An 11,544-nucleotide genomic window follows, 5' to 3' on the forward strand; every position below is an offset into this window, starting at 1 on the left:
ACCGATCTCGGAGGCCCGGGCGCCCGCAGGCGGCGTTGCCGCCCTTGCGAAGACGCCCGGTACGAGCTGCGGGCGGCGCCGTGCCTGCGAACGCCTGGATCCACCGATTCCGGCACCGACGTTCCGCGACACGGGACTAGCGGGGCGAGCTCGTCTCCAGCCGCATCCGCCAGGCGTCCTCGACGAGCTCGGCGAGACGTTCCGCACTCAGGGCCGGCAGACGCACCATGACCAGCGGGCGCCCGTCGTAGCCGGGTGCGGTGAAGAACAGGTCGGGCTCGCCGAGCAGCAGCGCCTGCTTCTCGGCCTCGTCGCCGACGTAGAGGACGGCGACGTCGGTCCTGATCACACGCCGGCTCCCGGGCACGCGCTCCGGGTAGGACCAGACGAAGCCGTGCCCGTTCACCCGGAAGTCGAAGCCCTCGCTGTCGATCTCCTGGACGCCGTCCAGCGCGAGCGCGAGGCTCCGGACGTCGTCGGCGTCGGTCACGTCGTCAACCTATCGTGACCCGGATGAGGTGGTCCCTGCGCAGCTCGGACGGCGTGGACCTGGAGGTCGTCGAGTTCGGCGGCACCGGCCGGCCGGTCGTGCTGCTGCACGGCCTGACAGGCCGGGCGACGACGTGGTGGGCCGTGGCCCGCGAGCTCGTCGGGCACGGACGGGTGGTCGGCCTCGACGCCCGCGGCCACGGCCGTTCCGGACGTCCGGAGCCCGGCGACCCGGACGCGTGGTCGCCCGGGCGGATGGCGGCCGACGTCGTCGAGCTGCTGGAACGGCTCGGGCCCTCCGCGCTCGTCGGGCACTCCATGGGTGGGCTGGCCGCGCTGCTCGCCGCGTCGCGCCGGCCGGACCTGGTGACCGCCGTCGTCGTCGAGGACATGGCCGTGGACCTGACCGCGCTCCCGTCGGACGCGGCGGGGGAGTACGCGTCGGCGGGGCAGCCGTTCGCCTCGCTGGCCGCCGTGCGGGAGGCGTTCCCGGGCGTCGGCGACTACATGACCGAGTGCGTCGAGGAACGCGACGACGGCTACCACCTGCTCGTCGACCTCGCCGATGCGACGGCGATCGCCACGCACTGGACGCACACGTCGCACTGGGACGCGCTGGACGCGATCCGGGCGCCGACGCTGCTGATCGAGGCGGAGGACTCGATCGTGCCCCCGGGGCAGGCCGAGGAGATGGCCCGGCGGATCAGCGGCTGCGAGCACGTCCGGATCGCCGGCACCGGTCACCTGGTGCACGACGGTCCGCACCCGCGGTACCTGGAGGTCGTGCACGCGCTGCTCGACCGGACGTGATCACTCCTCCTGAGCGGCGACCACGCCCTCCAGGAACGTCCGCACGAACTGCTCGACCTCGGCCTGCTCGATGCCGAGCCCGCTGAGCACACCGGAGCCGTCCTCGTGCTCGAGCAGGGCGAGCAGGACGTGCTCGGTGCCGACGTAGTTGTGGCCGAGTCGCAAGGCGTGCCGGAACGTCAGCTCCAGCACCTTCCGGGCGTCCGCGTCGAACGGGATCAGAGCCGGGACGGCGTCGGCCTTCGCGGGCAGCGTCGCGACGACGGTGCGCCGCAACGTGTCCATCGAGACACCCCGGTCGGCGATCGCCTTCGCGGCCACGCCCTCCGGCTCGCCGGCCAGCCCGATGGCGATGTGCGCCGGGAGGATCTCGGCGTTCCCGGCGTCGCGGGCCGCCTCCTGCGCGCCGACGACGATCTTGCGGGCACGCGGTGTGAAGCGGTTGAAGCCCTGGCTCGGGTCGAGCGCCTCCGCGGCGTCCGACGCCTTCGGGACGAACCGCTTCTGGGCGGCCTGCTTCGTCACGCCCATGCTCTTGCCGATGTCGGTCCAGGACGCGCCGGACCGGCGGGCACGGTCCACGAAGTGGCCGATCAGGTGGTCGGCCAGGTCGCCGAGGTGCTCGCCGACGAGCACCGCGTTGGACAGCTGGTCGAGCTCGTTGGAATGGACCTTCGTGATGCCCGCGATGAGGTCGTCGAGGCGCATGGGCGGTTCCGTCATGCGTCCACCTTAGGTTGACGATCGAGGAATCGTCAACCTCAGGTTGTCGATCGGAGCGTGTCCGTCGAGCCGGTCCGGGTGTCGTGCAGCTCGACCGCGACGATCCGGGCCCGCACCGGGACGACCGGGTGCAGCGCCGCGAACGCGGCCGGCGGCCTGGAGCGGGCCAGCACGCAGTGCGGCAACCACGAGCCGGGCAGGTGCGCGACGTGCGGTGACCGGACGCGGCCGGCGAGCACGTCGTGCACCACGGAGTGCACGGCCAGTACCTCGGGGTCGGTGACGGCGGCCAGCACGAGGTGCTCGTCGTCGCCGGGCAGCGAGCTGAGCGCGGCCAGCCACAGCGTCGGTAGCGAGATGAGCCGGAGGTCGGCGACGAGCGCGTCCCTGGCCGGGCCCTGGATCGTGCCCGCGGCCGCGACCGTCACCTGTGGACGGTCCGGCTCCGGGTCTGCCCCTGCCTCGAGTGCCGTGCCGCGCAACGCCTCCAGGGCTGCGACGGCGTCGTCGTCGAGCCGGAAGCGGACGACGTGCGGCACGGCGTCAGGCCGGGCCGGTGGGCAGCGCGAACCGCCCGTCGTCGGTCTGCTCGGCCAGCCCGTCCACGAGTAGCGAGTCCAGGCAGCGGTCGCGCTGGCCCGCGTCCGACCAGACGGCGTCCAGCGCGGTCCGCGGCACCGGGTGCGGGCTGCCGCGCAGCACGTCGAGAAGCTTGCCGCGCACCTGGCGGTCGGTGCCGGCGAAGCCCTGCACGGGCTTGCGCGGCCCGGTGTACTCCGGGCGACCGGCCGCCACCCACGTACACCGCGCGGACACCGGGCAGAGCCCGCAGCGCGGCGCCCTGGCCGTGCAGACCACGGCGCCGAGCTCCATCAGCCCGGCGGACGCGACGGCGGCCTCGGCGTCGGAGTTCGGGAGCAGGGCGTCGACGTCGGCCAGGTCGGCGCGCGTGCGCGCGGGCCCCGCGTCGCCGGCGCCGTGCACGGCGCGCGCGACGACCCGGCGCACGTTGGTGTCGACGACGGCGGCGCGCAGGCCGTGCCCGAACGCGGCCACCGCCCGTGCCGTGTACGAGCCGACGCCGGGCAGCGCCTCCAGCGTCTCGACGTCGGAGGGGACCTGATCGCCGTACTCCGAGGCGATCGCCGCGGCGGCGTCGTGCAGCCGGATCGCGCGACGCGGGTAGCCGAGCTTCCCCCAGGCGCGCAACACGTCCGCACGTGGTGCCGCAGCGAGCGCCGACGGCATGGGCCAGCGCGCCATCCAGTCCGTCCAGATCGGTTCGACGCGTGCCACCGGCGTCTGCTGCAGCATGAACTCGCTGACCATGACGCCCCACGGAGTCGTCTCCGGGTGTCGCCACGGCAGGTCGCGCGCCTCGGCGCGGAACCAGACGGAGATCTCGTCGGCGAGGAGGGACGGCACGCCACGATTGTGGTCACCACGCCGCGGGCGCCGTCGCGCACCCCGTCCCGGACGGCACCGGAGCTGCTCTCGGGTCGGACCGGGGCAGGTCTCGCGCGGGAGCGGGTGGATGCGGCTCAGGCTCGGGTCCGGCGGCGACCCGGAGTGATCGGTCCGCCCGGCCGGGCCCCGGATCCGTGATGCACCATCGAGTCGCCGTTCGGTGAGACGGCCACGGAGGGGCGTCTCAGTGGACCTCGTGCCCGGATCGTGGCGCACGAGTCCCACAGCCGGGTGGACCTGCGACGATGCGGCCGCGTCCGGTATGTCGGGGGCGACTATCCGTAGCGACAGTTCTACTCTCGGTCACGTGATGGACCCGGTGGGACCGTTGCCGACGTCGGTGTACTGGCGTCGGAGACTCCTTGCCGTCGGTGTCGCCCTGCTCGGTCTCTTCGGTCTGCTCTGGATCGTCACCGCCCTTCTGTTGCCCCCGGGAGTCGACTCCGACGACTCCACGACCGGCCGCACCGCACACGTCGAAGCGTCTCCCCAGGCCCCGGGGACGACGCCGGCGGCCGACGTACGACCTCCCGACCCCGGTGTGCCCGGTACCCCCGCCGGTGCTCCCCCCGCCGGGCCGTCCACCGGACCCGCGACCCCGAACGCGGGTCCGGTGGACGAGACCGTTCGCCAGGACCCCGCGGCAGGGCCGCCCGTGCTCGTGCCGTCAGCCGGTCCGGCGCCCGCGACCGGGCCGCCCCCGTGCCCGGACGCCCAGATCAAGGTCACCGCCGAGGTCGGTGCCCCGCAGTACCCGGAGGGGGCGAAGCCCGTGCTGCGCCTCGTCGTCGCGAACACCGGGCCGACCCCCTGCGTGCGCGACCTCGACGGCGCCGACCAGGAGATCGTCGTCTGGAGCGGCGACGGCGCGAAGAGACTGTGGTCGAGCAACGACTGCGTCAACCCGTCGTCGTCGGACCTGCGCACCCTCGTGCCCGGCCAACCCGTCGCGTTCGCCGTGAACTGGAGCGGGCTCGGCTCGGTGCCCGGGTGCACGACCGAGCGCGACCGCATCGGCCCCGGCGCCTACCGGGTGGTGACCCGCCTCGGCCCGGTGATCAGCGCCCCGACACCGCTGCTGATCGGAACGTGACGCTCAGCGGATCTGCTTGAGCACCTGACCGAGGTTCCGCACCTCGGTGATCTTCATGCCGGAGTTGCGAACGTCACTGTCCGGCGGCACGAGCGCGCGGGTGAACCCGAGCCGGGCGGCCTCGGCGAGCCTGCGCCCGACGCCGTTGACCCGGCGCAGCTCCCCGGCCAGGCCCAGCTCGCCGAGCACGACCATGTCCGGCGGGAGCGACACGTCCCGCTTCGCCGACGCCACCGCCAGCGCGACGGCGAGGTCCGCGGCCGGTTCGACGACCTTCATCCCGCCCACGGTGGCCGTGTAGACCTCCGCGTCGTGCAGCTTCAGCCCGCCGCGGCGCTCCAGGACGGCGAGCAGCATCGCCACCCGCGACGAGTCCAGACCGGACACCGCGCGGCGCGGGCTCGGGATGTTCGCGCCCGCGACGAGTGCCTGCACCTCGGCGAGCAGGGGCCGCCGTCCGTCCATCACGACGGTCACCGCCGTCCCGGACACGGTCGCGTCGCCCGCCGTCCCGAACCGCGCGAGGAACAGGCCGGAGGGGTCCGGCAGCCCGACGATGCCCTCGTCGCGCAGCTCGAAGCAGCCCACCTCGTCGGCGGGCCCGAAGCGGTTCTTCACGCCGCGCACCATCCGCAGCGTCGACTGCTTGTCGCCCTCGAACGCCAGCACGACGTCCACGAGGTGCTCCAGCACCCGTGGCCCGGCGATGCCGCCGTCCTTCGTCACGTGCCCGACGAGCAGTACCGACAGCCCGCGCTGCTTGGCCAGCGCGGTCAGCCCGACGGTCACGGCGCGGGTCTGCGTGACCCCGCCAGGCGAGCCCTCGACGGTCGCGGTCGACATGGTCTGGATCGAGTCGATCACCACGAGCGATGGCGCCAGGTCCTCGATGTGGCCGAGCACGGACTCGAGATCGGACTCGGAGGCGAGGAACAGGTCGTCGTGCACGGAACCCGTCCGCTCGGCACGCAGCCGGACCTGGCCCGCGGACTCCTCGCCGGACACGTAGAGCACGCGCGAGCGGGTCGCGGCCTTCGCCGCCACCTCGAGCAGCAGCGTCGACTTCCCGACGCCCGGCTCGCCCGCCAGCAGGACGACCGCTCCGGGCACGAGCCCGCCACCGAGGACGCGGTCGAGCTCGTCGACGCCGGTCGCGCGGGTGCGGGTGGCGTCCAGCTCGACGTCGGCGATCCGGCGCGCAGGCGTGCTCGGGGCGCCCGCGACGATCTGGCGCCCGCCGCCGCGCGGCGCCGCGGAGATCTCCTCGAGCGTGCCCCATGCCTGACACCCGGGGCAGCGGCCGACCCACTGGGCCGACCGGTGGTCGCACTCGGTGCAGCGGTAGCCGCTGCGCGTGGAGCGCGAACGCGTGCTCAGTTGCCGCTCTCCGGCGTGCCGGGAGCGGGGGCGGGCACTCCGCCCTGACCGTTCTCCGGGGCCTGCTCGGAGCCGGCGGGTGCGGCGCCCTCCGCCTTGCTCTCCTCGCGCTCCGGCTCGCCGGCCGCCGCGCCCTCCGGCGGGGAACCGATCGGCGCCAGGACGGTGGTCGTGCCGGCCCGCTCGAACGTCAGCGTGATCGGCACCGGCACACCGGCGCGGATCGGGGCGGTCAGCCCGGTGAGCTCGATCGTGGTCGGGCGGACGCCGGCCGGCGCCGCACCGCCCTCGCCGCCGCCGACCAGCAGGATGTCCTTCGGCAGCGACGGGTCGCCGCCGACCTGGACCGCCGTGGCCGCCGGGCTGGTGACCCGTACCAGCCGGTCGACGGTCGAGCCCTCGTTGACGATGCCGAACTTCAGCTGCGCCGCACCGCCCTGCGCGTACACGGCCTCGGGGGAGGCGGGCCGCTGCGGGTAGACGACCTGCATGTCTCGGATGACGATGTCGCCCAGCTGCGTGCCGCTGCCGTTGACCGCGGCACCCTCGTTCGAGGTCTGGGCGATCTGGCCGGCCCCGCAGCCGGACAACGCCAGCGTGCCGGCCAGGGCGAAGGCCCCGACGAGTGCCCGGGTCTGGCGGAGGCGACGAGTGCGGGTCACGGTCGGGGGTCCTTCCTGCTTGCCGGGGTTCGGGGCCCCGGCGCGATACGGCGCTCGGAACAGGCGGGCGGCATGCCCTCCGTCCGCCGCGCAGCCTAGTCATCGACGACCTTCACGTGCGCGCTCGGTGGTGTGACGTGTGTGGCGCGGGATGCCTTAGGCACGAGTCGGGCGAGTTGTCAACCCCCTGACCTGCGACGACGGTCCGGTCCGGTCTCGGTCGTCGGCAACGGACGTGTTAACCTGGACGCAGCGAAAGGGGCCAGAGGACACATGGTTTTCAAGGTCGGAGAGACCGTCGTCTACCCGCACCACGGTGCCGCACTCATCGAGGCTATCGAGACTCGGACCATCAAAGGCGAGGAAGTGCAGTACCTCGTCCTGAAGGTAGCGCAGGGTGATCTGACGGTTCGCATTCCCGCAGACAACGTCGAGGTCGTCGGCGTTCGTGACGTCGTGGGCCAGGAGGGCCTGGATCGTGTCTTCGAGGTGTTGCGAGCACCGCACACCGAGGAGCCGACCAACTGGTCCCGCCGATACAAGGCGAACTGGGAGAAACTCACCTCCGGTGACGTGAACAAGGTCGCCGAGGTGGTCCGCGACCTCTGGCGTCGCGAGAAGGACCGTGGGCTCTCCGCGGGCGAGAAGCGGATGCTGGCCAAGGCGCGCCAGATACTGGTCAGTGAGCTCGCGCTGGCCGAGGGCACCGACGAGGAGCGGGCCGAGGTCCTGCTCGACGAGGTGCTCGCGACCGCGAACGCGTGATTCCGGCTCCCTTCGTGCTGGGCTGACGGCGATGACCGGTGTCCTCGCCGTCGTCCCGGCCGCGGGGTCGGGTGAACGCCTCGGTGCCTCGGCGCCGAAGGCGTTCGTCGAGGTCGCCGGTGTGCCGATGGTGCGACGCGCGGTGGACGGCCTGCTGGACTCGGGGGCCGTCGACCGCGTGGTCGTGGCGGTACCCGCTGCGCTCGTGCCGGAGGCGGCCGGACTGTTCGACGACCGCCCGGTCACCGTCGTCGCCGGCGGTGCCGACCGGCAGGCGTCGGTCTTCGCCGGGCTGGCCTCGGCCGGGTCCGGTGTGCACGCCGTGCTCGTGCACGACGCCGCGCGCCCGCTCACGCCGCCCTCCGTCGTCCGGCGCGTCGTCGACGCGGTGATGGCCGGGTGCGGCGCCGTCGTGCCGGTGATCCCCGTGTCGGACACCGTGAAACGCGTCGACCCCGACGGCGTCGTCGTGTCCACGGTGGACCGTTCCGCTCTGCGTGCGGTGCAGACGCCGCAGGGCTTCCTGGCCGGCGAGCTGGCGAGGGCGCACGAGCTGGCGTCGGATCCGCTGACCGACGACGCCGGGCTCGTCGAGGCGATCGGGGACCCGGTGCACACCGTGGAGGGCGACCCGTTGGCTTTCAAGATCACGACCGCATGGGACCTGCGGATCGCCGAGCTCCTGCTGGCCGGCGCGGCGGTGCAGGGATGAGGGTCGGCATCGGCACCGACGTCCATCCGGTCGAGGCCGGACGCGACTGCTGGGTGGCCGGACTGCTCTGGCCGGACGTCGACGGGTGCGCCGGGCACTCCGACGGCGACGTCGCCGCGCACGCTCTCTGCGACGCGATGCTGTCCGCCGCCGGGCTGGGCGACCTGGGCGCCGTGTTCGGCACCGGCCGCCCGGAGTGGGCCGGAGCGAGCGGTGTCGACCTGCTCCGCGAGGTCAACCGGCTGGTCCTCGACGGCGGTTTCGTGCTCGGCAACGGCGCCGTCCAGGTGATCGGGAACGACCCGAAGATCGGAACGCGCCGGGGCGAGGCCGAACGGACGCTGGGTGAGGTCGTGGGCGGACCGGTCGCCGTGTCCGGCACGACGACCGACGGCCTCGGCCTCACCGGCCGCGGCGAGGGACGTGCGGCCGTCGCGACGGCACTGCTCCTGCCGCGGTAGCCGCGCCCCTGCTCGGCGTGCCGCGCCCCTGCTCGGCGTGCCGCACCGGTCGCAGCGGGTGCGGCACGCCGGCGGTGGGTGCGGCAGGCTCCGGCGCTCGACGTCACCGCCGTCAGTACATCCCCGCCGTCCGCTGCTGGATCTGCTCCGGGCCGAGGTCCTCGGTCCGGGCGGCGACCATCCACGCGTGCCCGAACGGGTCGGACAGCCGGCCGCCGCGCTCGCCGTACGGGTGGTCGCTCACCGCGAAGATCACGCTTCCGCCGCCGTCCACCATGGACTGTGCGACGGCGTCCGGGTCGTCGACGTAGAGGGCGAGGATCACCGGGAGGCCACCGCCGCCGGGCGCCGGGTCGTACCGGTCGGCGTCCTTGACGGCCCAGGTCGCGGCGCCCGCCCGGAGGAGGGCGTGCACGACGTTGCCGTCCGGGTCGGTGTAGCGCTCGACGAGCTCTGCGCCGAACGCGGTGGTGTAGAACGCGATCGCGGCGTCGGCGCCGTCGACGACGAGGCGGGGGTACAGCTGCTGGATGCGGGTCATGGCGGAATGGTGCCGCGCCGTGGCGGGGAGGTCTTGGACGAACCGGAACCGCAGGTCCGTACGCTGGTGACGTGGGACTCAGACTTCTCGACTCAGCGACCAGGGAGCAGCGCGACTTCGTGCCGCTGCGGACCGGAGCCGTGTCGATGTACGTCTGTGGGGCCACGGTGCAGGGCCCGCCGCACATCGGGCACGTCCGCAGCGGCCTGAACTACGACGTGCTGCGCCGCTGGCTCATGCACACCGGCTACGACGTCACGCTGGTACGCAACATCACCGACATCGACGACAAGATCCTCCGCAAGGCCGCCGACGCCGGCAGGCCGTGGTGGGAGTGGGCCGCGACGTACGAGCGGGCGTTCTCCGCGGCCTACGCGGCGCTGGGCTGCCTGCCGCCGTCGTTGGAGCCGCGGGCCACCGGCCACATCACGCAGATGGTCGAGCTGATCGAGCGGCTGATCGCGGGCGGCCACGCCTACGCGGCGAACGGGGACGTCTACTTCGCCGTGCGCACGTTCCCGGAGTACGGCTCGCTGTCCGGCCAGAAGGTCGACGACGTGCACCAGGGCGAGGGTGAGGCGGGCGGCAAGCGGGACCCGCTGGACTTCACGCTGTGGAAGGCGGCCAAGCCGGGCGAGCCGAGCTGGCCGACGCCGTGGGGGAACGGACGGCCCGGCTGGCACCTCGAGTGCTCGGCGATGGCCACGGCCTACCTCGGCCCGGAGTTCGACATCCACGGCGGTGGCCTGGACCTTGTGTTCCCGCACCACGAGAACGAGCAGGCCCAGTCGCACGCGGCCGGTGACCCGTTCGCGCGGTACTGGCTGCACAACGCGTGGGTGACCATGGGCGGCGAGAAGATGTCCAAGTCGCTCGGCAACACGTTGCAGATCGACGTGCTGCTCGAGCGCGTCCGGCCGTCCGAGCTGCGGTACTACCTCGTCGGGCCGCACTACCGGTCGTCGATCGAGTACACCGACGCCGCCCTCGACGAGGCGGTCTCGGCGTTCCGGCGGATCGAGTCGTTCGTCCACCGGGTCCGGGAGCGCCACGGCGTCCCGGAGACGTCACCGGACGTGCCCGCGGAGTTCGCCGCGGCGCTCGACGACGATCTCGGTACGCCGGGCGCGCTGGCCGTCGTGCACGGGCTCGTGCGTGAGGGCAACACGGCGCTCGACGCGGGCGACGCGGCCGCCGCCTCCCGCGCGGCGTCGTGCGTCCGCGCGACCACGGGTGTGCTCGGCCTGGACCCGCTCGGCGCCGACTCGACGTCCGGAACGGGCGACGCGGCACGGCAGGCGCTCGGGGCGCTCGTCGAAACGATGTTGGAACAGCGCAAGCAGGCGCGCGGCGACCGGGACTTCGCGACGGCCGACCGTCTGCGTGACGAGCTCCTGGCCGCCGGTGTCGCCGTCGAGGACGGGCCGGACGGCTCGACCTGGTCTCTGAAGGACGCGTGATGGCGGGCAACTCGAAGCGTCGCGGCGCCGTCCGCAAGGAGGGCACGAAGAAGGGGATGGTCACCGGTTCCGGTGGCCAGGCCCGTCGTGGCCTGCGCGGCAAGGGCCCGACCCCACCGGCCGAGAACCGGCCGGGACACGTCAAGCACCGCCGTGCCGCCGCGGCGGAGCGCCGGAGCTCGCAGGCACGTCCCGCGGGTCGCGGGCGCCCCGGTGACGGTGACGGGCCGGAGACCGTGCTCGGCCGCAACCCGGTCGTCGAGTGCCTGCGGGCCGGAGTGCCGGCCACGGCGCTGCACGTCGCGACCGGGGTGGCCGCCGACGAGCGGGTCTCCGAGGCCGTCGCGCTCGCCGCGGAGGCCGGCATCTCGGTGCTCGAGGTGCCCCGCAACGACCTGGACCGGATCACCGGCGGGGCCCTGCACCAGGGGCTCGCGCTGCAGGTCCCGCCGTACGACTACGCGCACCCGGACGAGCTTCTGGAGCGTGCCGCGGGCGACGACGCGCTCGTCGTCGCGCTGGACGGCGTGACCGACCCGCGCAACCTGGGCGCCGTCGTCCGGTCCGCGAGCGCGTTCGGCGGGCACGGAGTGGTCGTGCCGCAACGACGGACGGCGAGCATGACGGCCGTCGCCTGGCGCGCATCGGCCGGGACGGCGGCCCGACTGCCGGTGGCCCGCGCGTCGAACCTGACGCGGACGCTGCGCGACTACGCCGAAGCCGGGCTCATGATCGCCGGGCTGGCGGCGGACGGCGACGTCTCGCTCGACGACTTCGAGCTCGCCACCAGCCCGCTCGTGCTCGTCACCGGATCGGAGGGCAAGGGCCTGTCCCGACTCGTGCGCGAGACCTGCGACCTGACGGTGAGCATCCCCCTGGCCGGCCGGGTCGAGTCGCTCAACGCCTCGGTCGCGACGGGCGTGGTCCTCGCCGAGGTGGCCCGCCGCCGTCGAGTCGGCTGACCCGGCGCCCACGCCTCACCCC

General features: G+C 73.7%; 14 protein-coding genes. 7 read left to right on the forward strand and 7 right to left on the reverse strand.

Going from position 1 to position 11,544, the window contains the following annotated elements:
- Positions 1–136 precede the first annotated feature (136 nt).
- On the reverse strand, positions 137–490 hold the full coding sequence (locus tag EV378_RS19500; protein WP_132428389.1) for an MmcQ/YjbR family DNA-binding protein: 354 nt from the start codon (positions 488–490) through the stop codon (positions 137–139).
- Positions 491–513: 23 nt separating this feature from the next.
- Between EV378_RS19500 and EV378_RS19505 the strand changes: the two genes are divergently transcribed.
- Entirely contained in the window at positions 514–1,299 is a 786-nt protein-coding gene (locus EV378_RS19505; RefSeq protein ID WP_243653653.1) for an alpha/beta fold hydrolase, read from the forward strand.
- Here EV378_RS19505 and EV378_RS19510 read toward each other — a convergent pair whose 3' ends face one another.
- Genes EV378_RS19510 through EV378_RS19520 form a run of 3 tightly spaced genes read right to left on the reverse strand, consistent with a single transcriptional unit; the run spans position 1,300 to position 3,447 of the window.
- Positions 1,300–2,022 carry a Clp protease N-terminal domain-containing protein gene (locus EV378_RS19510; protein ID WP_132428391.1) on the reverse strand — a complete coding sequence of 241 codons (723 nt, stop codon included), beginning with the start codon at positions 2,020–2,022 and terminating at the stop codon, positions 1,300–1,302. It lies immediately after the preceding gene.
- Positions 2,023–2,060: 38 nt separating this feature from the next.
- Complete coding sequence (locus EV378_RS19515) at positions 2,061–2,561, reverse strand: 2'-5' RNA ligase family protein (protein WP_132428393.1); 501 nt, start codon at positions 2,559–2,561, stop codon at positions 2,061–2,063.
- 4 nt (positions 2,562–2,565) lie between these two features.
- The gene (locus tag EV378_RS19520) at positions 2,566–3,447 is read right to left on the reverse strand and encodes an HhH-GPD family protein (protein WP_132428395.1); all 882 of its coding nucleotides are present in this window, start codon (positions 3,445–3,447) and stop codon (positions 2,566–2,568) included.
- Positions 3,448–4,102: 655 nt separating this feature from the next.
- On the opposite strand from EV378_RS19520, the gene EV378_RS35405 reads away from it, so the two are divergent.
- A complete protein-coding gene (locus tag EV378_RS35405; RefSeq protein WP_165922398.1) occupies positions 4,103–4,582 on the forward strand; it encodes a hypothetical protein in 480 nt (159 codons plus the stop codon).
- 3 nt (positions 4,583–4,585) lie between these two features.
- On the opposite strand, the gene radA is transcribed toward EV378_RS35405, so the two are convergent.
- Positions 4,586–5,959, reverse strand: coding sequence for a DNA repair protein RadA (radA, locus tag EV378_RS36395; RefSeq protein WP_132432415.1), 1,374 nt, complete (start codon positions 5,957–5,959; stop codon positions 4,586–4,588).
- A complete protein-coding gene (locus tag EV378_RS36400; protein WP_165922387.1) occupies positions 5,956–6,621 on the reverse strand; it encodes a copper chaperone PCu(A)C domain-containing protein in 666 nt (221 codons plus the stop codon). The genes radA and EV378_RS36400 overlap by 4 nt, the downstream gene beginning before the upstream one ends.
- 273 nt (positions 6,622–6,894) lie before the next feature.
- On the opposite strand from EV378_RS36400, the gene EV378_RS19535 reads away from it, so the two are divergent.
- The 3 genes from EV378_RS19535 to ispF are packed head-to-tail and all read left to right on the forward strand — an operon-like array spanning position 6,895 to position 8,559.
- Positions 6,895–7,386: a CarD family transcriptional regulator gene (locus tag EV378_RS19535; RefSeq protein ID WP_132428399.1), complete on the forward strand. Its 492-nt coding sequence runs from the start codon at positions 6,895–6,897 to the stop codon at positions 7,384–7,386.
- 31 nt (positions 7,387–7,417) lie between these two features.
- Positions 7,418–8,098, forward strand: a complete 681-nt coding sequence (gene ispD, locus EV378_RS19540) for a 2-C-methyl-D-erythritol 4-phosphate cytidylyltransferase (protein ID WP_132428401.1) — start codon at positions 7,418–7,420, stop codon at positions 8,096–8,098.
- Positions 8,095–8,559: a 2-C-methyl-D-erythritol 2,4-cyclodiphosphate synthase gene (gene ispF, locus EV378_RS19545; RefSeq protein WP_132428403.1), complete on the forward strand. Its 465-nt coding sequence runs from the start codon at positions 8,095–8,097 to the stop codon at positions 8,557–8,559. The genes ispD and ispF overlap by 4 nt, the downstream gene beginning before the upstream one ends.
- Before the next feature lie 112 nt (positions 8,560–8,671).
- Here the strand turns inward: ispF and EV378_RS19550 are convergent, their stop codons facing one another.
- Positions 8,672–9,100 carry a VOC family protein gene (locus tag EV378_RS19550; RefSeq protein ID WP_132428405.1) on the reverse strand — a complete coding sequence of 143 codons (429 nt, stop codon included), beginning with the start codon at positions 9,098–9,100 and terminating at the stop codon, positions 8,672–8,674.
- Between the two features lie 71 nt (positions 9,101–9,171).
- Here EV378_RS19550 and cysS point away from each other — a divergent pair, with 71 nt between their 5' ends.
- A complete protein-coding gene (gene cysS / locus EV378_RS19555) occupies positions 9,172–10,560 on the forward strand; it encodes a cysteine--tRNA ligase (protein ID WP_132428407.1) in 1,389 nt (462 codons plus the stop codon).
- The gene (gene rlmB / locus EV378_RS19560) at positions 10,560–11,522 is read left to right on the forward strand and encodes a 23S rRNA (guanosine(2251)-2'-O)-methyltransferase RlmB (protein WP_132428409.1); all 963 of its coding nucleotides are present in this window, start codon (positions 10,560–10,562) and stop codon (positions 11,520–11,522) included. Before cysS ends, rlmB begins: the two co-directional genes overlap by 1 nt.
- Positions 11,523–11,544 lie beyond the last annotated feature (22 nt).

The sequence above is a fragment of the Pseudonocardia endophytica genome (assembly GCF_004339565.1).
GTDB classification, from domain to species: domain Bacteria; phylum Actinomycetota; class Actinomycetes; order Mycobacteriales; family Pseudonocardiaceae; genus Pseudonocardia; species Pseudonocardia endophytica.